Consider the following 22544-nt stretch of genomic DNA (forward strand, 5'->3'; position numbering starts at 1 on the left):
GAACGGAATGGACATCGTCATCATCGAGGACCGCGAAGTTGTGGCCCACCACCCGAGCCTCTGACGAGGTGATCCGATCCCGAAAGCTCCGAAGGGAGGTGAACGGAATGGACATCGTCATCATCGAGGACCGCGAAGTTGTGGCCCACCACCCGAGCAAGTAGCTGAGAAAGGGCCCGCATGAACGAGGGGCCCGAAGCATGAAGCGCTCGGCTGCGAGACGGGCCGTGTCTCGCAGTCGGGCGTGCTCGCGCCACCAAGCGACTTTGCACCTTCCAACGTAATCCCCCGCACTGCGCCCAGGAAACGGATGAGGAGACTCGACCATGAAGGTCCGCCGCCGGGAACACCTGGTCTGCAGCTGGCAAAAAGACGGACTGCGCATGGGAATTCCCGGGCAGCGCCGCTGGATCGAGGTCACTCCCGATCTGCTCGACCTCCTGGCCAAGGCCGGCGCGGGGGCCGACGCGGAGGAGCTCGCCGAGCGGTATCCCGTCGAGGAGCGCGCCCGGGTGCGGCAGGCCGTGGAGACCCTCACCGGCCTCGGCGTCCTGGTCCCGAACGAGGGCGCTCCGCCGCTGCCCGAGCTGTGGGAGCGCTGGGGCCCCGTCACCGAGCGCTTCCACGACGAGGCGCGCAACGCCAACTACCTGGTCCATTCACCCCAGCGGGTCGAGCTCGTCGAGGAAATCCTGACCGAGGGCGGCGCCCCGGACATCTTCAAGGAGTATCCGGGGAACCCGGTCGTGATGCTGCCGCGGCGACCGCTGCGTCTGGACGTCCCGGTCGAGGACGTCTTCGCCACCCGGCGTACGCACCGCAAGTTCACCGGCGCCCCGGTCTCCCTGGACCAGCTCGGGACCCTGCTGTTCCACAGCTTCGCGCCGCACCGGTTCATCCACGGCGGCCCGTTCGGCGCCCAGCAGTGCCGGGTCAGCTCCTCCGCCGGCGGCCGCCACGAGGTCGAGGCGTACGTCGTGGTCTACGACGTCGAGGGTGTCCAGCCGGGCCTCTACCACTACTCGGCCGCCCGCCACGCCCTGGAACTGCTGGACCCGGACGCGCCCCGGGAGCGGGTCGCGGAACTCACGTACCACCAAGAACCCTCCTACGAGGGGGCGTTCACGATCTTCACCACGGCCGTCGCCAACCGGCTCGCCTGGAAGTACCGTCATCCCCGCGCCTACCGGCTGTGGATGTACGACGCCGGCCACTACGGCCAGACCTTCGCCCTGGCCGCCACCGCGCTGGGCCTCGGCCCGTTCCAGACCGTCGCCTTCGCCGACGACGAGGTGGAGCGCTTCCTCGGGGTGGATCCCGCCGAGGAGTTCGCCGTGTACCTGCTCTCCGCCGGCATCCCGGACGGCCCCGGGCCGCTGGTCCCCGCCGACTTCGCCTTCCCCCCGCCCCAGGAAGTCCGATGACGATCACGACCGCCGACGACGCCGTCAAGGCCGCACACGCCCCCGCCGCGGCCGACGCCGACGGGCTCGCCTCGCTCGTGGGCGACCCCGAGACGTTCCTGCGCGCGCACTGGACCAGGACCCCCCTGCTGCGGCCCGCCGCGTCCGCCGACGCCTTCGCCGGCCTCCTCGCCCTCGCCGACATCGCCGATCTGCTCACCACCCGGGCCCTGCGGCTGCCCCACGTCCGCCTGGTGCGCGACGGACAGGCGGTCGCCGAGAGCCAGTACACCGGCATCCGCCACATCGGGCACGGCACCGTGACCGATGCGATCGTCCCGGAGAAGGTGCTCAGCCACTTCAGTCTCGGCTCGACCCTCGTCCTCGACGCCGTGGAACTGCTCGTCCCCTCCGTACGGGCGCTCTGCGGCCGGCTCGCGGCCGCCCTGGCCTGCCCCGTGGACGCCGTCGCGTTCCTCACGCCGCCCGACCGCAAGGGCCTGGCCCCGCACATCGACGACGAGGACGTCTTCGTCCTCCAGCTCTCCGGCAGCAAGCAGTGGACCGTCCACGAGCAGCTGCGGCCGGTGCCCCTCACACCGGGCGCCCTGTCACCGTCCGCCCTCGGCCCGGTCGCGCTCACCCCGCTGCTCAACCCCGGCGACGTCATGTACGTGCCGCGCGGCACCCCGCACCACGCCGAGTCCACCGGCGGCCATTCCCTGCACCTCTCCCTCGCCGCCCGGCGGCCCACGCTCGGCGCGCTCACCGCCGACACCGTGCTCTCCGCGCTGCGCGAGGCCGGGCAGGACCGCGACCTGAACACGCTCGACCCGGCCGAGGAGATCGGCGCCCTGGTGCGCGAGCTCGCGTCCGGCGCACTCGACCGGCTGCCCGCCGTACCCGCCCCGCCCGCCACCGTCGGCACGGGCGAGGGGGGCACCGCGCTCGCCGCCGTGCTGCACGGTCTCGAGGCCCTGGCCACACCCGGCGCCCGCTACACGGCGGCCGGCCGGATCCGGCTGCGCGACGACGAGGGCGGAGCGCTGGAGGCCGACTTCGGGCGCTTCCGCGCCCAGTTCCCGGCCACCGCCCGCGAGGTCCTGGAGCGGCTCGCCGGCGGCGGCACCGTCCGCTCCGGCGACTTCACCACCGACGATCCGCACGCCGTGGGCAGCGGCCCGCTGAGCCAGCTCCTGGTGCGCGGCGCCCTGCGCCTCGCACCCTGACCCCGCACCTCTGCACGCCCCCCCTCTGCACGCCCGTCCGGCAACTGGCGATCCGACAACCGAAGGGAGCGGACCATGGCCCTGGGACGCTGCATCTCCACATCCGCCGACACCTTCCGCGACCGGATATTCGGCCGTCGGCACCTGCACAGCACGGCGGCCGAACTGCCCGGCGGCTTCGCCGACCTCTTCTCGCCCGAGGCCCTGGACGACGTACTCGCCGCGGGCCTGCGCACCTCCTCGATCCGGCTGCTGCGCGACAACGTCGAAGCGCCCGTCACCCGGGGCGCCGTAGCCGAGGAGGGCGACACACCGGGCGCCGCGCCGTTCGTGTCGACGGACACCGTGCGCTCCGCGCTCGCGTCGGGGCACACCCTCATCATCCGTTCCCTGCAGCGCATCCACCCTCCGCTGCGCCGCTTCGCCCACGAGCTGTCCGCCGAACTCGGCCACCCCGTACGCATCAACGCCTTCGTCACCCCTCCGCACTCACAGGGCGTGGACCTGCACTACGACATCGAGGACGTCCTCGTCCTGCAGATCACCGGCAACAAGCGGTGGGAGCTGCGCACCCAGCCGTTCACCGACCCCCTGCCGCGGCACGCCTGGTTCGACTCCACGGACCGCCGCCGGAACGAACTGCGCGCCGAAAGCGAGCCGCTGGCCGAACTGGTGCTGCGCGAGGGCGACTCGCTGTACTTCCCCCGCGGCACCTTCCACTCGCCCCGCACGCAGGAGGACCTCTCCATGCACCTGACGATCGCCATCCCCCCGGTCACCCGCCACGACCTGCTGACCGAGCTGGTCAGCCAGGCCGTCGGCGACGATGCCTGGCTGCGCGGAACCGTCTCGCTCGACGCCCTGGAGGACGACGCGGAGCTGGCGCGCACCGTGCTCGCCGAGGCGGCGGAGCGGCTGGCCGCGTCCGCGAAGACGGCCGACCCCGCCGACGTCCTCTGGGCCGTGCGCAAGGCCGCCTTCAAGTCCGTCGTCCCCGAACCGGTCTCCGTGCTGCCCGGGTCCGCGGCGGCCGCCCCCTACCGACTGCGCGACGGGGCGGTGTTCCGGGTGACGGAGGAGAAGGACGGCACCGCGCTGCTGACGACGGGCACCCACTCGGCCCGCCTGCCGAAGGCGGTCGCGCCCGCACTCCGCTCCTTGCGCCGCGGCCCGGACCTCGACTTCGGGGCACTGGTCAAGGCGCTCGGCGTCCAGGACGCCACGGAGGTCTCGCAGGCGCTGGTCAGCATCGGGCTCGTGGCACCGGTCGGCCCCCGCGAGCGCGCTCAGGACCGCGATCACGACGGTGACGGCGACCGCGACGACGAGGCCGCCGCATGAGCACCGAGTTCGTACCGGGCCAGGCCGGCCGGGCCGGCCCCGTCCCCGAGACCCTGCGCGCGCATCCGCGGTTCCTGCGGGTGTGGCTGGGCCAAGCCAGCGGTGCCGTCGGCGACCAGCTGCTGCCGGTGGCGCTGAGCCTGTACGTACTCAACTCGGGCGGCGGCGCCGGCGAGGTCGGCCTGGTGCTCGGCGGCCGCGCGGTGTCGCTGGTCCTGTGCCTGCTCGCGGGTGGTGTGCTCGCCGACCGGATGCGACGCACCCGGATCCTCTTCGCCGCCGATCTGTTCCGCGCCGTACTGATCCTCACCGCGGCCGCCCTGCTCACATGGCTGCCGATCGCCGCGCTGCCCGTACTGACCATGCTGATGGGCGGGGGAGAGGCGATGTCCCGCCCGGCCGCCCGCTCCCTCATCCCCTCGCTGCTGCCCGACGGGCTGCTGGAGCGCGGCAACGCCCTGGTCGCCGGCGCTCACCGCAGTTCGGCCGTGCTGGGCGCGCTGCTCGGTGTCGCACTGGTGGCCCTCGTGGGTGTGCGTACGGCGCTGGTCCTCGCCGGCCTGGTCTTCGCGCTGGGCGCGCTGACCGTGCTGAACGTGCCGGAAGAGGCGCCTTCCTCCGGCAGCGAGCGCCGTTCGGTGCTCAAGGACGCGGCCCACGGGCTGCGGGAGGTGCGCCGCAGGCCCTGGTCGATGGCCGTGATGTTCACCGTCTGCCTGCACCTGTTCGCCGGGTCCGCGACGGCGCTGACCCTGCTGCCGGTGGTGGCCCGCGAGCACTTCGGCGGCGACGTCGCCTACGGCGTGGTCCTGGCCTCGATGGCCGTCGGCGCGCTCCCGGCGATCGTCGTGGCGGGCCGCTGGCGTCCGAAGGCCCCCGGCACGGTGGCCATGCTGGTGCTCACCGGGTACGCCCTGGTCCCGCTCTCGCTGGCGGGCCCGTTCCCCCTGGCAGGGGTCATCGCCTGCTTCGCGCTGGGCGGTTTCGTCGTGGAACTGTACTTCGTGTACTGGGTGTCCGCGCTGCAACGGGCCTTCCCCGGCGACGTCCTGGGCAAGGTGTTCGCCCTGGACCAGCTCAGCGCCTACGCCCTGCTCCCCCTCGGCTACCTCCTGGTCGGCCCGTTCGTCGGCGCCTTCGGCGCCCGCGCCACCCTGATCGGCGGCGGCGTCCTGGTCGTGGCGTCGAGCCTGTTGTGCCTCGCGGTCCCGGGAGTGGCCCGCCTCGGCGACCGGTCGTGACATCCGGCGAAGGGGCCCACCGTCCGGGAGGGCCCCGTCGACGCTGGAAGCGACCGGCCGTGCGGATGAGTGCGGACGAGCGACGCGAGATCCTCGTCCGGGCGGCGGTGGTGGAGTTCGCCAGAGGTGGCTACCACGGCACGTCGACGGAGTCGATCGCCCGGCGGGGCGGTGTCTCACAGCCCTATGTCTTCCGGTTGTTCCCGACCAAGCAGGTGCTCTTCACCGCTGCCACGGACCGGTGCTTCCGTCGCGTCGCGGAGGTCCTCGTACAGGCGGCCAAAGGCTCGTACGGTGTCGAGGCGTTGGCGGCGATGGCCGATGCCTACGCGGGACTGCTCGAGGAACGTGACGTGCTGCTCATGCAGATGCAGGCCTACGTCGTCGCCGCCTCACCGGAGCAGTCCGCATTCGCGGAGGGCCTGCGTCAGCGCTGGTTCGATCTGTGGGAGCTGGTCCACAGCCGTTCCGGGGCCACGCGGGAGGAGCTCGACGCGTTCTTCGGCAGCGCCATGCTGATCAACACGCAAGTGGCGCTCGGAGCGGCGGTCCGGAGCGCGGCGCCCCGCTGATCGTCCCGCGGCAGCCTTCGCAGGTCAGATGCAGTGCGCACGCCGAGCACCGAGTGGTTCCCGAGCGTGTGGCGCGGGTTCGATCCCCGTCGTCCCGGCCGGGGCGCGGAGCCGCCGCGGTGCGGCGGGCATCAGCGGCGGAGGGCTTCCGCCGGCTGGATGCGCGCCGCGCGCCATGCGGGGTAGAGGCCCGCGACGAGGCCCGTCGCCAGTCCGATGGCCGGTGCCGCTGCCGCCGTCGCCGGGTGGACCACCGGGGTCCAGTCGCGGACCACGGCGACCACCACCACGGTCAGGACGCCCAGGGAGGTGCCGACGAGGCCGCCCAGCGCGCCGAGTGCGCCGGACTCCGCGAGGAACTGCACCGTGATGTGGCGTCCGCGTGCGCCCAGCGCCCGGCGCAGACCGATTTCCCCCGTGCGCTCCAGTACGGCGACCAGGGTGGTGTTCGCGATGCCGACGGCGCCGATCACGAGGCAGATGGCCGCCAGGAGGAGGAACAGCCGGTTCAGGTCGTCGCCGACCTGGCCCCGCAGCGTCTTGGGGTCCGGTGGCGGAATGACCTTGAAGTACTCCGGGTGATCGGGGCGGAGCGCCGTCGGGGCCTCGTGCCCGATCTGCGGAGCCGCCCCGAGACTGGTCGTGACCAGCATCTTCGCTCCGCCGGAGGTGGGCGTGCCCCAGATGCGTTCCGCCGTGCTGCGCGGTACGACGACCGACAGCAGCAGGTCGGCCTTCCGCTCCGTGCCGGCGACGATGCCGATGACGGTGAACGGCCGGTTGCCGATGAAGATCGCCGGGTTGGTCTCCAGTGTGGTGATGCCGAGCCGGTCGGCAACTCCCGTCCCGATGACGGCCACCGGCGCCGCTTGATCGGAGGCGTAGGCGTCGTAGAGCCTTCCCTCCGCCAGGCGGGCGCCCGCCGCGGCGAGCACCCCGGGCGAGGCGGCCACGACGTCCGTGGTGTTCTGGGCTCCGCCGCCCCCGACGACGGCGGAGGAGCGCACCGCCTCCTCCGCCTCCAGCCTCACCGGCCAGAACACCCCTGCGTGCTCGACCCCGTTGAGCCGCTCGATCCGTGCGTCGGCGTCCGTCGGGAAGGCGAGCCCGGCGAACTCGCTCTGTTCGTGGCCGATGTCCTCGATGGTCACCTCGGTCGCGCTGAGGGCGTTGAACCGGGTGTCGATCTGTGAGGAGGTGGTGGCGGTCAGTCCGAGGATCGCCACGAAGGTGCCCACGCCGAGGACCGTACCGAGGGCGGTCAGAGCGGAGCGACCGGGCCGCTGGAGCATTCCGGCGAGGGACTCGGAGAGCACGTCGTGCCAGGCGAACACGGAAGGCCGGATGGGGTTCGTACGCCGCGCGCGCCTCATGTGGCCACCTCGGAAGCGACCGGGTCCGAGACGCTCAGCACTCCGTCTCGAATCGTCACGGTGCGCTTGGCGCGGGCCGCGACGAGCGGATCGTGGGTGATCACCAGCACGGTCATGCCGTCCGCGTGCAGCCTTTCCAACAGGGCGAGTACGGAGTCGGCGTTCGCCGTGTCGAGGTTTCCGGTCGGTTCGTCGCACAGCAGCAGGGACGGCCGGGTCACCAGCGCCCGTGCGATGGCCACCCGCTGCCGCTCCCCGCCGGACAGCCTCGTGGGCAGTGAGTCGACGCGGTGGCCGAGACCGACCTGCTCCAGTGCGTGCAGGGCACGGGCGCGCCGCTCCCGCCGGGGTGTGCCGTCGTAGACCAGGGCGAGCGTCACGTTCTCCAACGCGCTGCGCTGGGGCAGCAGGTGGAAGGACTGGAACACGAACCCGATGCGCAGTCCGCGCAGCGCAGTGCGGTCGGCGTCCCGGAGGGTGCCGGTGTCTATGCCGTCCAGGAGGTACGTTCCGCCAGTGGGGGCGTCCAGGAGCCCGACGATGTTGAGGAACGTGGACTTCCCCGACCCCGACGGGCCGACGACGGCCACGAACTCGCCCTGCTCGACGGTCAGGTCACAGGCTCTGAGAGCGGTCACGGGAGGCGGTCCGGGATAGGTCAGTCCGATCCCGCGGAACTCGATCACCGGCTCGGCCGTCGCCCCGTCGGCGGCTGCGGCCCCGTCGGCCTCGGCGGCCGCGGTCGCGGTCACGGGGAAGCCTTCTCCCGCGGCACTCCGGTGATCACCCGGTCGCCTCCGGTCAACGAACCGTCCGCCACGGGTGTCACGGCCACAAACCCGTCCCCCGCCGTACCCGTCCGTATCTCCACCCGACGCCGCTCGCCGCTCGCTTCGAGCACGGTCACGGTGGTCCGGCCGTCGGCTCCGGAGCTGATCGCCGTGATCGGCACGACGAGCGCCTTGCCGTCCGTCGACGCCGCGGTGACCGTGACGCGTACGTCCTGGCCGGTCAGGTCGGCCTTCAACGGCGTGCTGGGAGTGATCTCCACGAGCCAGCCCGTCGCCCCCTGCCCGCCCGCAGCGGGCACACCCGCCCCGCCCTTCGCCTGTCCGGTCGACGAACCGGCAGTGGAACGCTTGTCCGAGACGAGCGTGACCTCGCCCTTCGCGGACGTACCGGTCACCTCGGAGTAGATCTCGGCCGCGCGTCCCGGCCGTATGAGGTCCTTCTGGTACTCGGGGACGTACGCCTGCACCAGGAGCTTGCCGGCGGACAGCGTCATCGCGGTGCCGGTCGCCTCGCCACCGACCTTCGCGGCCACCGAGTCCACCCGGGCCGGGAAGCTCTGCAGGAACACCACCTCGGCCGCGGGCAGCTTCGGCCCGGCGACCGTCTCGGCGGCGGCGAGCTTCTTCTGTGCCGCGGCCAGGTCCTCCTGCGCCCTGCGCACGGCCTTGCCGTCGTCACCGCCGGCCGGGCCGGCGGTGGTCGCCCCGGAGCCCGGCTTGGCACCCTGCGTCCGCGCGCCCTGGGCGTCCTCCAGAGCGCGTTGGGCGGCGGTGACCTGGCTGCGGGCCTCCGCGACCGGGTCGCCTTCGGCACCGTTCGCGGATATCGGGTTGTAGCCCGCCGCCTTGTAGAAGGAATTGAGTGCGGCCTTCGTACCGGAACCGAAGCTGCCGGCGGCGTCGGGCGCCGACGAGTGACCGAGTGCCCGCAGCGCGTTCTGCAACTGCTTGATGTCGTCGCCCGTGGCGCCGGGGCTCAGGTCACGGTAGACGGGCAGGCCGCCCTCCAGGGCGAACACGGGTCGCCCGGACACCTCCATCAGGACCTGTCCGGCCCGCACCGTGTCCCCCGGCCGCACCCCCGTCTTGGTGATCACCGGGCGCGCGGCGCCCTCGCCGGCGGTCACCTGGGGAATCACCTCGACCGTCTGGCCCGCGACCACTTGGCCGCGGGTGATGACCGATGACGTGAGCACCCGGTTCTCCACGGGCGCGGTCAGCACGTCCGGCCGGGGCGCCGCGGCTTCCGCGGCGACCTGCGCGGGCGACTTCACCAGCAGCGCCGCCCCCAGGCCCCCGAGGGTCGTGAGTACCGCACCCGCGGCAACGGCTAGCAGCCATCGGCGCCGGCCCGATACGCCGCTCGAACCCGCTTCGGGCACCGCCGGTTCCAGAAGGTTCGACTGAGCCGCATCCGTCGTGGTGCCACTGTCCTGCGCCATCCGTGCCCTTCTTCGTATGACAGGCGTACGCGGCTCAGCCGCCGACCGCGCCGCCGCTCGCGTCCGAGGAGCACTTCCGAGCGGCGAGCTGGAACGTGGCCGTCGCGTACGTCGGCTGCTCCTCGGCGGTCAACTCGACCACGGCCGTCTTCGGGTCGGGGTCCGGGTAGTTGGGGAAGCCGTTCTCGCGCACGCAGGCGCTGAACTTCTTCGCCTTGGCCACGGCGTCGGCCGGTGCCGGAGCGGCCGCTTCCCGGCCGGGAAGCAGATCGGCGCACTTCGCCTGCGCCTTGGTCTCGACAGCGGCGTCGTACTTGTCCTTGTCCACCCGGAGCTGCCCGTCGTCGCGCTTCTCCAGAGTGACGCCGTTCGCTTCGAGGCACCGGTAGTAGGCCTGCTCCTGGGCGCTCGGCGGCGGGGACTTCGTGTCCGACGCCTGGCCGGAACCTCCCGAACAACCGGTGACCAGGGCGGAGGCGAGCAGCGCCGCCGCCACGAATCCGGGCACGGCCGGACGAACGAGCATGGAGACTCCGATGAACGTGAACGGGGTGAGCGGGCACGGGTGCCCCAGCCTCGCCCGGCGGAACCGCCGGAGGCGGAGCAGGCATGAGTCTGCCGGAGCCTTCCGGGCCGAATGATCGAAGAGTAATTCGATCGGATCGGCTACGTCTAGCTCCTCAAAACAAGTAGACAGTCGAGTTATGGCCATGCTCTACTGCGGCTGCTTTCGAGTGATCTTGACCATCAACTCGCAACCAGGGGGCGGAACATGGACATCAAAAAGACCAAGAGGCGCGTCGCGACACTCGCGGTGTCGGCAGCCGCGATCAGCGGGCTCGCGCTGAGCACCGCCGCACCGGCATCGGCCTGGACCCAGTACAACGGCAACCTGGAGTCCATGGAGTTCGGCCTGTACTACAACTCGGGGCAGGGCGGCTGCGTCTTCGACCTCGGCTCTTCCCTGGGCGACTTCGCCGGCCACACGTTCGTGGGCGGCTGCTCGGGCTCGGGCCAGAAGACGAACGACAACACGGCGTCGTACTGGAGCCGCTCCAGCTCCACCTGGTACGTCTGGACCGACCACTACCAGGAGGGCACGCGCGGCTCGATCCCCGCCGGTTACAGCGGCAACGCCTCCGACACCTACAAGAACAAGATCTCCTCGGCCTCGTGGATCATCTTCTGATCCGGCGCCACGTGGCCGCCGTCGGTGCCGTCCTCGCTCTGGCGGGCTGCTCCGCCACGGGCACGGACGGCACCGCCGGAAACACGGAACCGCCGGTGAGCTCCACTCCCGCCATGCTCAAGACCGTGGGCATCAGCTTTCCGCTGGACGCCTACGAGGCCACTCCCGAGCAGAGCGACACGCTGACGCGGGCACAGTCCACGCTCACCAGCCAGTGCATGGCGCAGCTCGGCTTCACGTACCGGGCCCCCGAGCAGCGCATCCCCTCCGCCAACAAGTCGAACGCCCGTGTCTTCGGTCTGTCGGACCCGGACACGGCGGCCCAGTACGGATACATGAATCCCGGGATGGCCAACGCCCCGGAGCAGCCGAACCCGGGGAGTGCGCTGACCGAGGCGGAGACGCTGGCCCTCAACGGATCGAACGACCTGAACCCGGCCGACTTGCCCAAGAATCTGGACGAGGCGCAGAAGTCCGGCGGAAGCAGCGTGAAGTTCAACGGGAAGCCGGTGCCCGTGGGCGGCTGCGTCCGCGAGTCCTTCCTCAAGCTCTACGCGCGCAAGGCGAACGAGGTGGACATCCTCTTCGTGTTCAACCTCAAGGGCGAGGCCGAATCGAAGACGCGCGAGGACTCCCGGGTCCGCGCGGGCAACAAGCGCTGGTCGGAATGCATGTCGAAGGTCGGGTACCGGGCCACGGATCCCATGCAGGCGACCAAGGAGCTGGGTATCGCCGGGACCGAGCTCTCCGGCCCCAAGGCGGTCGCCGCCGCCAAGGCTGACGTGCAGTGCAAGCAGGAGGTCAACCTCGTGGGAGTGCACTACGCGGTGACGACGGCCTACCAGCGACAGCTGGCCGAGAAGCACGTGGAGACGCTGGCACTGGTCAAGGAGCAGCTGGAGTCCCGTCTGCAGCTGGCTGCTTCACTGACGCACTGAGTCGCGCCGGGCGTTCGCGGTGGAGGGAGACCCAGGTCGGCGACCTGGGCCTCCTTCGTTGCCTGCACCCGGATCAGCGGACGACGGCGGAAGCGCCGGCCGGTCCGGCCCAGCGGTTACTGCGGCCCGCGCAGCCCTGCGACGAGGATCGCGACCAGTTGGCGGGCGTCGTAGCGGGGGTCGCTCTCGGCCCCGATGCAGAGGTTCCCGATGCCGCGCATGAGCTGGTACGCGGTGAGGCCGGTACGGATCTCGCCCGCGGCGGCGGCCGCCTCGAGCAGTTGCGTGCACACGGGGACGAGCCGGTCGAGGAAGTGGGCGTGCAGCGCCTCGAAGCCGGCGTTGTCCGCCTGCATCGCAGCGGCGAGGCCGTGCTTGGTGACCAGGAAGTCGACGAAGAGGTCGACCCACCGTTCGAGTGCGGCGTGCGGTGTGGGGCCGGCCGCCAGCAGGGCCGGGCCCGCTTCGGCGCAGGCGTCGACCTGGTGGCGGTAGACGGCGATGACGAGGTCCGCCCGGGTGGGGAAGTGCCGGTAGAGCGTGGCCACGCCGACGCCCGCCTTCGCCGCGATGTCGCGTACGGGCGCTTCCACGCCCGAGGCGACGAAGACCGCCGCGGCCGCGTCCAGCAAGGTCTGCTGGTTGCGCCGGACGTCCTTGCGCTGGGGTCCTGCCGCACTCTCCTGCCGGCCACTGTCACCCACTGCGGCACTCCTTCCACGACGGGCCTTGCAAAGTGGAACTACGTTCCGTATCGTTCTTAGCGGAACAATGTTCCGCTTTGCTCATCATGGCAGACCCGGGGACCGCCGTCACGCGCCCCGTGGACACGCGGGCTCCCCGCCGAAGGAACCCCACCGGCTTTCGGCCCTATCCGAGCCCAAAGGTCGGGGCCCACGGGTCGTCGATGTCGAGCGTGATCTCGAATCCCGCGGTCGAGCTGACGGTAGCCACGCTCCCTGACCGTCGAATCCGATCGAACGGATTGGATTCCTCGAAGAACATCGCCCAGATGAGCGCGCGGTCAACGGTCAAGCGCGCAATGAACCCCTCCGACCCGTGCGCCCCCTCACCGCCCCACAGCAGCCCCTCCCCTCCCAGGTCCACCGCGGCGAGCCCATCGACCGAAGACACCCACGACGGATCGCCTTCCAGCACGTCGTCGAGGTCGAAGGGGGCGAGCACCGTGAAACCCCTCGGCGCTTCGGGGTCGAGGGCGACGCCGCAGGAGCGTCCGTCGGCATGGTGCAGTGCGTCCTTGATGGGCAGCTGAAGGCCTTCCCACAGGCGCTCGATCGCAGTCATTCGTCCTTCCCGTTCCGGGGACACGCCCCCAACCACCCGCCCAAAAGGCCACGTTGGTCCGAGCGCGCCCCCCTCCCACGCCTCCTGGAAGGCAGCCGGCACGTAGATCGATTATCGGCCATAGATTCGGCCCTTTGTTCGATATTCGCTCGCGGTGGCAGACGATCTTCTTCTTTACTAGAGGAGGGTGAGCCATGTTCAGATCCGCACGTCGCGGAGTCGTCTTCGTCCTGGCATCGGCGCTCCTGGCTACGGCCGGGGTCACCGATGCAGCGTGGGCACGACCAGCGGCTCGGGCCGCGCAGCCGCCGGATTGGGCGGCGACGCGGTTCGCCAAGGACTTACCGAAGCAGCCCAAGGCCATGTCCTTGGCGGAGCGCCGGAAGGAGATGGACCGGTCCCGGGGGGACCATTCACCGATGCGCGGCTTCGTACAGCCGAAGCCGCCGACGCTCCCCGCAGCTCCGGCGCAGAAGCCGAGTGCCCCGCCGAAGACCGGCCCCGCCAGCAAACCCGCCGGAGAACGGAGCGGTCCGTCCGGGCAAGCGGCAGCAGGGGTGCCGAATCCTGACTGGGTGTCGGCGTACGCGACCGCCTACCCCGGCATGCTGACCATCGGCGGACAGACGAAGTTCTCCTCGGTCCCGGCCTCGTCCGTCTCGGGCCTGTGGCTCTACGTCATGGACGAGCAGAAGAACCCGGTCCTCCAGCAGGAGATCAAGCGCTCGACCGACGACCCGACCGGCAAGTGGGTGGACAGCGGCGCGTGGTGCTACGGCTGGTGGTCGTCCAACCCCTACCCCGTTGACCAGTGCTTCTGGTGGAGTTCCAGCCTGCTCAACGGGCATCTCCAGGACGGCAAGAAGTACTACGCCTGGATCTTCCTCATGGGTTCCGACGGATCGGCGAGCCCCGGGGGGACGACCTCGCCGCTCGTCCAAGCCTTCTACACCCCTGACATTCCCGGCACGCAGGCAGGTCTGTGCACCTGCTACGGGCAGAGCTACCGGGCGGACCCGGTCAACACGGCGACCGGCATGTTCTACGACCGGAACACCGACGCAACGCTGCCGGGCTCCGGGACGCCGTTCTCCCTGGACCGCAACTACCGGTCCGACTCGACCACCGCCGGGCTCTTGGGACGCGGCTGGTCGACGCCCTTCGACTCCAAACTGACGATCGCCGCCGGCAGCAGCGCGACACTTCATTCGGCCGACGGCGCGCAGGTGGTCTTCAAGGAGCAGCCGGGCGGGGCCTACACCACCCCTGCGGCCTCCACCCTCACGCTGGCCAAGACGGGCGCGACGTACACGGTCACCGCCTCGGACCACACGCGGCACACGTACAGTGCCTCGGGCCAGCTCACGTCCATCGTCGACCGCAGCGGCCAGGGCCTCACCCTCACGTACTCCTCGGGCAAGCTCTCGTCGGTCAAGGACGCGGCGGGCCGGAACGTCTCCTTCACGCTCGACGCGGCGGGCCTGCTGACCAAGGTCACGCTGCCCGACGGGACGTCCCTCTCCTACGGCTACACCGACGGCCTGCTGACCTCGGCGACCGACCAGGCCGGCAAGGCCGCCAGCTACACCTACGACGCCAACAAGCGGGTGGCCACGGCCACCGGCCGCGGCGGCGGGAAGGTGTCGAACACCTACGACGCGGCCGGCCGGGTCATCTCCCAAACCGACAGCTCGGGCAAGACCACGAAGTTCACCTGGGACAACAAGCGGGAGTCCCACACCACCGACCCCAACGGTGGCATCTGGACCGACGTGTACTCCGGCAACGTGCTGATGGAGAGCGTCGACCCGTACGGCAAGAAGGTCTCCTACAGCTACGACCGGTACCTGCACCCGGTGTCCATCACCGACGCGCGCGGCAACACCACGGAGATGACCTACGACGCCGCCGGCCGCATGGCCACGCGGAAGTCCCCGACCTCGGTGGGGCTCACGGAAAGCTGGGCCTACGACGCGGCCGGGAACATCTCCCGACACACCGACAGCCGGGGCAAGACCTCGACGTACACCTACGACGCCGCCAACCGCGTCGCATCGAGCACCGACCCGTCCGGTGGGAAGGTCGTCTACGCGTACACGGCCGTGGGCGCGCTCGCGGGCGTCACGACCCCGCGCGGCAAGGCCACCACGTACGCCTACGACACGGACGGCAACCGCACCTCGGTCACCACGGCAGCGTCCGAGAAGACGACGTTCCGTTACGACGCCGCCGGGCGGGTCACCGCGATGACCGACCCGCGGGGCAACGTCTCCGGCGCCGACCCGAACGCGTTCACCACCGGCTACGCCTACGACCAGCGCGGTCTGCTCAGCTCCACGACGGACCCGCTCGGCCACACCACCACGTACGGCTACGACAACGCGGGCCGGCTCACCTCGGTGAAGGACCCTGCGGGCCGGACCACCGCCTACGCCTACGACACGGCCGGACGTCTCACCAAGACCACGAGCCCGGCGGGCAAGGTCACGACGCGCGGCTACGACGCCAACGGCAACCTGGCCTCCTCCACGGACGCCCTGGGCAACAAGACCACCCACACCTACGACAAGTCGAACCGGCTGCTCAGCACGGTCTCGCCGCGCGGCAACCTGTCCGGCGCCAACGCCGCGGCCTTCACCACCACCTACGGCTACGACGAGAACGGCAACCAGACCACGGTGACCGACCCGTCGGGCGCCGTGACGACCACCGCCTACGACGCGCTCAACCGACCCGTCTCCGTCACCAACGCCCTCGGCCAGATCACCAAGACGACCTACGACGGCAACGACAACGTCCTGACGAGCACCGATCCACTCGGAAAGGTCACCAGCTACACCTACACCGACTCCGGTCTCCCCGCGTCCTCCACCGATCCGCTGGGCAAGGTCACCTCCTTCGGCTACGACCCGGACGGGAACCGGACCAGCCTGACGACACCACTGGGCTTCAAGACCACCACCACCTACGACGCCGACGGGCGCATGGCCACGCAGGTCGAGCCCCGGGGCAACGTCGCGGGTGCGGACCCGGCGAAGTTCTCGACCACGTACGCCTACGACCCGGCCGGCAACCTGACCAAGGTCACCAACCCCCTCGGCAAGGCGACCAGCACCTCCTACGACGCCACCAACCGAGTGGTGGCGACCACGGACGAACTGGGCAGGACCACCAGGTCCGACTACGACGAGCTCGGCCGGATCACGAAGGTGACCGGACCCGACGCCGCCGTGACCAGCTACACCTACAACGCGGCCGGCGACCTGGCCACGCGCAAGGATCCGAACGACCACACCACCACCTACGGCTACGACGACACCGGCCGCCCGACGTCCGTCGCCGACCCGCTCGGCCGCAAGGACACCTACGGTTATGACGCCGACGGCAACCGGACCAAGGTCACCAATGCCCGCGGGGTCACCGCCACCGCCACCTTCGACGCCCGCGGCCTGACGACCGCGGTCAACTACAGCGACACCACGCCCCAGGTGACGGCCACGTACGACGCCCTCGGACGTCGGAAGACGGTCACTGATGCCACCGGCACGCGAACCCTGGGCTTCGACGCCGCCGGCCGGCTGACCGGAGTCACTCCGAGTGCGGGCAAGGGTTCGTACAAGTACGCCTACGACGCCGCCGGTCACTTGACCTCGCGGACCATCGACTACAGCGCTCCCCAGCCGCTGGACTGGAGCGGCGCCACCCAGACCGCCTCCGGAGACCTCGACGGCGACGGCTACACGGACGTCATCCGCACCGATGCCACCAACGGCATCCGCACCTTCCTCGGACGTTCGGACGGCACCTTCACGACCGGACCCGCGGTCAGCGGATCGGGCACCGGCTTCCAGCAGGTCCTCACGCTCGAGTACACCGGGGACGGCAAGCTCGACCTGCTGGCCATCGACAAGGCAACGGGTCATCTCCTGCGCTACGACGGCGACGGCAAGGGCGGCTTCGCCGCAGCCGTCGACCTCGGAGCCGGCTGGGGACCGATGACCCTCACCCCGGGCGACTTCAACAAGGACGGCAAGCAGGACTTCCTCGCCGTCAGCTCCACCGCCAACACCATGTACCTCTACCCGGGCAACGGCACGGGAGGCTTCGCGGCCCGCACGACCGTCGGAACAGGCTGGAAGACCTACCGGGTCGTCCCCATCGAATTCAACGGGGACGGAAAGCTCGATCTCCTCGCCGTCAACCCGTCCGACGGGCACCTGTACCTCTATCCCGGCGACGGCGCGGGCAAGCTCGGTGACCGTACCGACCTCGGCGCGGGCTGGGGCGCGATGCAGCTCGTACCCGGCGAGTTCGACAACGACGGCAAGCCGGACTTCCTCGCCGTCGACACCGCCAACCACAAACTGCGCTTCTACCCGGGCAACGGCACCGGCGGCTTCGGCAACCACGTCGTCCAGCCGGACGACTGGACCGCGTACGGGACACCGGCCGTGGGCCGCTTCGGGTCCTCCGCCAACCAGGGCGTCGTCGCCCCGGACACCAGCAACCAGCTGCGCAAGTGGAGCGGCGACGGCAAGGGCAACCTGACCGGCAACGCCGTCGCGACGGGCCCGGCCGGCGGTGCCAAGGTCAGCTACGGCTATGACGCGGACGGACGGCGCACCAGCCAGTCCGGCTCCGCGGGCGCCATCACCTACGGCTACGACCCCGACGGCAGGCTCACGAGCACCACCTTGCCGACGGGCAACGGTCACGTCGAAAGCCGGGCCTACGACAACGCGGGCCGACTGTCCGCCATCAGCAACAGCAAGGCCGCCGCCGTCCTCGCCGAATGGCAGCTCACGCGCGACGACGCCGGCCGGACCACCCGCGTGGCAGCGACCCGTGCCGGCCAGCCGGCGAGCTACCAGTACTACGGCTACGACAGCGCCGGCAGGCTCCTCACCGACTGCACCTCGACCACGCAGGCGGCGAGTTGCCCGGACACGGCAGCCGCCACCACCTACACCTACGACTCCGTCGGCAACCGCAAGACCCAGACCAGGGCCGGTGCCACCACCACCTACACGTACGACGCCGCGGACCAGCTGACCGCCGCCGCCACGGGCTCCACCCACCGCGGCTTCACCTACGACGCCGACGGGAACCAGACCTCGGACGGCGCCAACACCTTCGGCTACGACGCGAAGAACCAGCTCACCTCGGTCACCGTCGGCGCGGACAGCTACACGTTCGCCTACGACGCCGACGGCAACCGCACCAAGGCCTCCAAGGGCAGCACGGTCCTGCGCACCTCCGCCTGGGACGTCAACGCAGCCCTGCCCGTCATCGGGGCCGAGTACGACGCCGCCGGTTCCCGGACCGCCGAGTACCAGTACAACCCCTTGGGCCAGATCCAGAGCGAAACCACCGGTGGCCGCGGCTACTTCCTGCACCACGACCAGCTCGGTTCCGTCACCGACGTGACCGACACGAGCGGAGCCGCACGGATCCGCTACGGCTACACGGCATTCGGTGAAGCCACCAGGACCGATGTGGCTGCCGCTCCGCCCGCCAACCCCTTCACCTACACCGGCGCCTACACCGAGCCCAGCACCAGCGCGGCCGGCTACTACCTGAGGGCCCGCAACTACGACCCCACCACCGGACGGCTCACCGGAACCGATCCCGCAGCGCTTCCGGCCGGCAGGCCGTACATCTCGGCGTACGCGTACGCCGACAACTCACCCACCCGCTTCACCGACCCGACCGGCCTCACCCCGGACGACCCCGACGACGGCAAGGTCCACTCCTTCGGCCAGGCCGCGAGCATCATCGGCGACGGACTGGTGGAGGGCGCCAAGCTGCCCTTCCAGTTCGTCGCGGACATCTACCACGCGCTCAGGGGCCAGAACGGCGGCAGTGGCGCGTTCGTCGACAAGTACCTTCCCGTCCGCCCGGCCTACCGCCTCTACCGGGCCGCCGAGATGTTCCGCGACCAAGGCTGCGAGGAGCTGGCCGACGTCTACAGTCACGCGGGCGACGAACTCGCCCAGCAGCTGGCCGTCACCGGCCTGGGCGGTCTGACGGGGTGGCGCCGGAGCGTCGCCGAGTCGGAAACGAGCATCCTCCGGTCCGAGGGCGCGGCGCGCCCCCCGCTGCCTCCGCTGCGCCAGGCCTACATCGACGAGGTGGAGGGATTGACCCGGCAGGCCGCGGAGATGCGGGCCGCGGGCGCCTCGCCCGAGGTGATCGCCCGCACCTTGCACAAGGCCCGCCGGGACATCGGCGTCAAGTACAAGGACCTCACCCCGGAGCCCAAGCGGAATGAGATCTACGAGCGCAACCTCGGGAAGTACGGTGACAAGCTCGGTCCGTCGATCGATTGGCTCAGGGCGAACGGCAAGACCTGGGAGCAGATCATCGAGAGCGCGACCCGCACCGGCGGGAAGGACCTCGGTCTCGAAAAGAGGACGGAATGATGATCATCCGGTCGTTCGACCGCTACGGCGAGTGGGCCGGTTTTGAACCGGCCACGGGATCACTGGAGGTCCACGGCAGGGACGAACCGACACCACCCGGCGCGCCGGACCCAACGGGCCACTACGGCACCTTGGGTGACGTACCGGTGGTGTTCTACCGGCACGGAGCGACCCTGCACCTCCGCATCGGCGATCAGGAAATCGGACTGGGGAGCAGCCCAGAGGCGCGACACGAACGGCTCGGAGGCCGCTGCCGGCTCACCATCGGCAGCACGTCCGTCGTGTACGCGGCTCCTGCGACCCTGATCGACCCTGCCGAGGACCCCACGCCCTTCGCCGAGCCCGAAGACTTCGACATCGGCCTGTTCATCGTCAACGTGCTCGAAGACCCCGCACGAAGGGACTCCCTCTACACCTCCGAACACGGCTGATCCCGCCGTACCGCCCGGCACGGGGCCGGCACCGCTCCACGGTTCGAGCCCCGTGATCCACTCCATGACGAAGCCCCAGGTCAACGACCTGGGGCTTCGCCGCTTCGGGGCCCGTGTGGGTGGCCGACGGCTGGGTAGCCGCCGGGTGAGAGCGGGCTCTCCGCGCCGCAAAAATACCCCCGGGGGTACCCGTGCTAGGCTCGAAATATACCCCCGGGGGTAATTGTCAGCCGAAAGGAGCAACCGCGTGTTCTTCATCGACACCATCGAGACCGAGGGACTCGGAAACCGCAGCTACCTGGCGGGCGGCGCCACGACCGCGGCGGTCGTCGACCCGCCCCGCGACATCGACCGGGTCATCGCGGCGGCCGCCGCCCGCGGGGTGCGGATCTCCCACGTGGTGGAGACCCACCTGCACAACGACTACGTCACCGGCGGCCTGGACCTGGCCCGCCTGACCGGCGCCGCGTACCTGGTGCCGGCCGGTGCCCGCGTCTCCTTCGCCCGGACGCCGGTGGCCGACGGCGACACGGTGGGCGTCGACGACGGCATCGCGCTGCGGGCGCTGGCCACCCCCGGCCACACTCCCCACCACACCTCCTACGCGCTGGAGGAGCACGGCCGGGTGGCGGCGGTCTTCACCGGCGGTTCGCTGCTGATCGGCTCGGTGGGCCGCCCCGACCTGGTCGAGCCGCGCCTGACCGAGGAGCTGGCCCGCGCCCAGCACGCCTCCGTCCACCGCCTGGCCGCCGAGCTCCCCGACGAGACGGCCGTGCTGCCCACCCACGGCTTCGGCAGCTTCTGCTCCTCCTCCCAGTCCGAGGGCGACGCCACCACCATCGGCAAGGAGAAGAACGTCAACGACGCCCTGGTCAAGGACGTCGACCGGTTCGTCGCCGACCTGCTGGCCGGCCTGGAGGACGTACCCGCCTACTACGCCCACATGGGCCCGGCCAACGCCGCAGGCCCGGATCCGGTGGACCTGAGCACACCGCCCCTGACCGATGCCGTCGACATCGCCGAGCGGCTGGCCGCCGGGGAATGGGTGGTCGACCTGCGCAACCGGATCGCCTTCGCCGAAGGTCACGTCGCGGGCTCGTTCAACTTCGAGGCCGACGGAAAGATCGCCACCTACCTCGCCTGGATGATCCCCTGGGGAAAGCCCGTCACCCTGCTCGCGGAGTCACCCGCCCAGCTCGCCGCCGCCCAGCGCGAACTGGTCCGCGTCGGCCTCGACCGGCCCGCGGCGGCGGCCACCGGCACGCCCCGCGACTGGATGCCCGAAGGGCACGGCCCGCGCTCCTTCCCCCGCGCCACCTTCGCCGACCTCGCCAACCGGGGCGCCCGGGACACCGACTCCACGACGGTCGTCCTGGACGTGCGCCGCGCTGCGGAGCGCGCCCGGGGGTGGATCGCCGGTTCCGTGCACATCCCCGTCCACGACCTGCACCGGCGCCTGACCGAGGTCCCGCCCGGCACCGTGTGGGTGCACTGCGCCGGCGGAATGCGCGCCGCGATCGCCGCCTCCCTGCTGGACGCCGCCGGACGTGACGTCGTCGCCGTCGACGACTCCTTCGACGCCGCCTCCGAGGCCGGCCTGCCCCTCACCGACGGCGACCGGGACCTCTGAACCCGTACTCCCGTACTCCTCCTGCCCCATCGACCCGGAAGGAAGACGGATGTTCCTCTTCCGCCGCGGCCCCGCCCGCATCACCCCCGCCCAGGCCCACCGGCGCACCACCGACGGCGCCGCCGTCCTCCTCGACGTGCGCGAGCAGGTCGAGTGGGACGCCGGGCACGCCCCCGGAGCCGTCCACGCCCCGCTCTCCCGCCTCGTCGCCGGCGCCGCCCTGCCCTCGACCGCGCGGAACCGGCCGCTCGTGGTGATCTGCCGTTCCGGACACCGTTCCCGGCAGGCAGCCGAGCTGCTGACCGGCCGCGGGGGCGACGCGGTCGACGTGAAGGGCGGCATGAACGCCTGGGCTTCCGCCGGACTGCCGGTCGTCGACGAACGCGGAAGCAACGGCCGAACAGCGTGAGCACGCTCATCCTCGCCCTCGCCGCCGGGGCCGTCGTCGGACTCGCCCTCGGGGCACTGGGCGGCGGCGGCAGCGTCCTGGCCGTCCCGGCCCTGATCTACCTCTTGGGCTTCACCCCGGCTGCCGCCACCACCGCCTCCCTGATCATCGTCACCGCCACGTCCGCCACCGCCCTGTACACCCACGCGGCGTCCGGCAACGTCCGTTGGAAGACCGGCGCCCTGTTCGCGGCCGCCGGCATCCCGCCCGCCCTGGCCGCCGCCACCTTGGCCACCCGCGTTCCCGAACCGGTCCTGACCGCGGCGTTCGCCGCCACGGCCGGCCTCGCCGCCTGGCGCATGTTCACCGCCCCCGCCCCCGCTTCCGGCCGGCAGCCCCGGCCCGTCCGACCCGCGCGGGCCGCCGGGGCGGGTGCCGGACTCGGCTCGATCACCGGCTTCCTCGGCGTCGGCGGCGGCTTCCTCGCCGTCCCCACACTCGTCTCCGTACTGGGCCTGCGCATGCGCGCCGCCGTCGGCACCAGCCTCCTCGTCATCACCGTCAACTCCCTCGCCGCACTCGCCGCCCGCACGGGCACCCACACCCCGCTGCACTGGGCGGCCATCGCCCCCTTCACCGGAGCGGCCGTCCTCGGAGCCTGGGACGGCAAACGCCTCGCCGCCAAGGTCTCCGGACCCGCCCTGCAGCGGACCTTCGCGACCGTCCTCCTGACCGTCGCCGCCCTCATGCTCATCGACGCCCTGCACTGACCCCGTGGCCGGCTCCCCTCGACCACACCCGCTCACATACCCCCCGGGGCATCAGGAGCGGATCCCCCCACAAGGACGG

Annotated in this window: 18 protein-coding genes; 12 read left to right on the forward strand and 6 right to left on the reverse strand. The window is 71.2% G+C overall.

Features of this window, described 5'->3' with window-relative positions; translation table 11 throughout:
• Positions 1–326 precede the first annotated feature (326 nt).
• The 5 genes from OG207_RS21035 (at position 327) to OG207_RS21055 (ending at position 5786) form a co-directional block, all read left to right on the forward strand.
• Entirely contained in the window at positions 327–1424 is a 1098-nt protein-coding gene (locus OG207_RS21035) for a SagB/ThcOx family dehydrogenase (RefSeq protein ID WP_329100025.1), read from the forward strand.
• The gene (locus tag OG207_RS21040) at positions 1421–2632 is read left to right on the forward strand and encodes a cupin domain-containing protein (protein WP_329100026.1); all 1212 of its coding nucleotides are present in this window, start codon (positions 1421–1423) and stop codon (positions 2630–2632) included. The genes OG207_RS21035 and OG207_RS21040 overlap by 4 nt, the downstream gene beginning before the upstream one ends.
• Before the next feature lie 75 nt (positions 2633–2707).
• Positions 2708–3973, forward strand: a complete 1266-nt coding sequence (locus OG207_RS21045; protein WP_329100027.1) for a JmjC domain-containing protein — start codon at positions 2708–2710, stop codon at positions 3971–3973.
• Positions 3970–5214, forward strand: coding sequence for an MFS transporter (locus tag OG207_RS21050; RefSeq protein WP_329100028.1), 1245 nt, complete (start codon positions 3970–3972; stop codon positions 5212–5214). Before OG207_RS21045 ends, OG207_RS21050 begins: the two co-directional genes overlap by 4 nt.
• A 65-nt stretch (positions 5215–5279) precedes the next feature.
• On the forward strand, positions 5280–5786 hold the full coding sequence (locus OG207_RS21055) for a TetR/AcrR family transcriptional regulator (RefSeq protein ID WP_329100029.1): 507 nt from the start codon (positions 5280–5282) through the stop codon (positions 5784–5786).
• Positions 5787–5917: 131 nt separating this feature from the next.
• Here the strand turns inward: OG207_RS21055 and OG207_RS21060 are convergent, their stop codons facing one another.
• The 4 genes from OG207_RS21060 to OG207_RS21075 form a co-directional block, all read right to left on the reverse strand.
• Positions 5918–7159, reverse strand: coding sequence for an ABC transporter permease (locus tag OG207_RS21060; RefSeq protein ID WP_329100030.1), 1242 nt, complete (start codon positions 7157–7159; stop codon positions 5918–5920).
• Positions 7156–7845 carry an ABC transporter ATP-binding protein gene (locus OG207_RS21065; protein WP_329107763.1) on the reverse strand — a complete coding sequence of 230 codons (690 nt, stop codon included), beginning with the start codon at positions 7843–7845 and terminating at the stop codon, positions 7156–7158. The genes OG207_RS21060 and OG207_RS21065 overlap by 4 nt, the downstream gene beginning before the upstream one ends.
• A gap of 62 nt (positions 7846–7907) precedes the next feature.
• Positions 7908–9392, reverse strand: a complete 1485-nt coding sequence (locus OG207_RS21070) for a peptidoglycan-binding protein (protein ID WP_329100031.1) — start codon at positions 9390–9392, stop codon at positions 7908–7910.
• 34 nt (positions 9393–9426) lie between these two features.
• Positions 9427–9918 carry a hypothetical protein gene (locus OG207_RS21075; protein WP_329100032.1) on the reverse strand — a complete coding sequence of 164 codons (492 nt, stop codon included), beginning with the start codon at positions 9916–9918 and terminating at the stop codon, positions 9427–9429.
• 246 nt (positions 9919–10164) lie between these two features.
• Between OG207_RS21075 and OG207_RS21080 the strand changes: the two genes are divergently transcribed.
• On the forward strand, positions 10165–10581 hold the full coding sequence (locus tag OG207_RS21080) for a hypothetical protein (RefSeq protein ID WP_329100033.1): 417 nt from the start codon (positions 10165–10167) through the stop codon (positions 10579–10581).
• On the forward strand, positions 10566–11519 hold the full coding sequence (locus OG207_RS21085) for a hypothetical protein (RefSeq protein ID WP_329100034.1): 954 nt from the start codon (positions 10566–10568) through the stop codon (positions 11517–11519). The genes OG207_RS21080 and OG207_RS21085 overlap by 16 nt, the downstream gene beginning before the upstream one ends.
• A gap of 116 nt (positions 11520–11635) precedes the next feature.
• Here OG207_RS21085 and OG207_RS21090 read toward each other — a convergent pair whose 3' ends face one another.
• Together OG207_RS21090 and OG207_RS21095 are read right to left on the reverse strand one after the other, a co-directional pair.
• Positions 11636–12223: a TetR/AcrR family transcriptional regulator gene (locus OG207_RS21090; protein ID WP_329100037.1), complete on the reverse strand. Its 588-nt coding sequence runs from the start codon at positions 12221–12223 to the stop codon at positions 11636–11638.
• A gap of 166 nt (positions 12224–12389) precedes the next feature.
• Positions 12390–12824, reverse strand: a complete 435-nt coding sequence (locus OG207_RS21095; RefSeq protein ID WP_329100038.1) for a hypothetical protein — start codon at positions 12822–12824, stop codon at positions 12390–12392.
• 575 nt (positions 12825–13399) lie between these two features.
• Between OG207_RS21095 and OG207_RS21100 the strand changes: the two genes are divergently transcribed.
• The 5 genes from OG207_RS21100 (at position 13400) to OG207_RS21120 (ending at position 22465) form a co-directional block, all read left to right on the forward strand.
• Entirely contained in the window at positions 13400–19246 is a 5847-nt protein-coding gene (locus OG207_RS21100) for an FG-GAP-like repeat-containing protein (protein ID WP_329100039.1), read from the forward strand.
• Positions 19243–19677: a hypothetical protein gene (locus tag OG207_RS21105; protein WP_329100040.1), complete on the forward strand. Its 435-nt coding sequence runs from the start codon at positions 19243–19245 to the stop codon at positions 19675–19677. Before OG207_RS21100 ends, OG207_RS21105 begins: the two co-directional genes overlap by 4 nt.
• A 247-nt stretch (positions 19678–19924) precedes the next feature.
• The gene (locus tag OG207_RS21110) at positions 19925–21307 is read left to right on the forward strand and encodes an MBL fold metallo-hydrolase (protein ID WP_329100041.1); all 1383 of its coding nucleotides are present in this window, start codon (positions 19925–19927) and stop codon (positions 21305–21307) included.
• A 49-nt stretch (positions 21308–21356) separates the two neighbouring features.
• Positions 21357–21716: a rhodanese-like domain-containing protein gene (locus OG207_RS21115; RefSeq protein ID WP_329100042.1), complete on the forward strand. Its 360-nt coding sequence runs from the start codon at positions 21357–21359 to the stop codon at positions 21714–21716.
• Complete coding sequence (locus OG207_RS21120) at positions 21713–22465, forward strand: sulfite exporter TauE/SafE family protein (protein ID WP_329100043.1); 753 nt, start codon at positions 21713–21715, stop codon at positions 22463–22465. Before OG207_RS21115 ends, OG207_RS21120 begins: the two co-directional genes overlap by 4 nt.
• Positions 22466–22544 lie beyond the last annotated feature (79 nt).

The sequence above is a fragment of the Streptomyces sp. NBC_01439 genome (genome assembly GCF_036227605.1).
In the GTDB taxonomy this organism is placed as follows: Bacteria; Actinomycetota; Actinomycetes; order Streptomycetales; family Streptomycetaceae; genus Streptomyces.

Bases quoted from the DNA above. Each gene is read 5' to 3' on its own strand.
- OG207_RS21050 (WP_329100028.1), top strand. From the start codon at position 3,970: ATGAGCACCGAGTTCGTACCGGGCCAGGCCGGCCGGGCCGGCCCCGTC.
- OG207_RS21035 (WP_329100025.1), top strand. From the start codon at position 327: ATGAAGGTCCGCCGCCGGGAACACCTGGTCTGCAGCTGGCAAAAAGAC.
- OG207_RS21040 (WP_329100026.1), top strand. From the start codon at position 1,421: ATGACGATCACGACCGCCGACGACGCCGTCAAGGCCGCACACGCCCCC.
- OG207_RS21115 (WP_329100042.1), top strand. From the start codon at position 21,357: ATGTTCCTCTTCCGCCGCGGCCCCGCCCGCATCACCCCCGCCCAGGCC.
- OG207_RS21055 (WP_329100029.1), top strand. From the start codon at position 5,280: ATGAGTGCGGACGAGCGACGCGAGATCCTCGTCCGGGCGGCGGTGGTG.
- OG207_RS21045 (WP_329100027.1), top strand. From the start codon at position 2,708: ATGGCCCTGGGACGCTGCATCTCCACATCCGCCGACACCTTCCGCGAC.
- OG207_RS21080 (WP_329100033.1), top strand. From the start codon at position 10,165: ATGGACATCAAAAAGACCAAGAGGCGCGTCGCGACACTCGCGGTGTCG.
- OG207_RS21070 (WP_329100031.1), bottom strand. From the start codon at position 9,392: ATGGCGCAGGACAGTGGCACCACGACGGATGCGGCTCAGTCGAACCTT.
- OG207_RS21075 (WP_329100032.1), bottom strand. From the start codon at position 9,918: ATGCTCGTTCGTCCGGCCGTGCCCGGATTCGTGGCGGCGGCGCTGCTC.
- OG207_RS21105 (WP_329100040.1), top strand. From the start codon at position 19,243: ATGATGATCATCCGGTCGTTCGACCGCTACGGCGAGTGGGCCGGTTTT.
- OG207_RS21060 (WP_329100030.1), bottom strand. From the start codon at position 7,159: ATGAGGCGCGCGCGGCGTACGAACCCCATCCGGCCTTCCGTGTTCGCC.
- OG207_RS21095 (WP_329100038.1), bottom strand. From the start codon at position 12,824: ATGACTGCGATCGAGCGCCTGTGGGAAGGCCTTCAGCTGCCCATCAAG.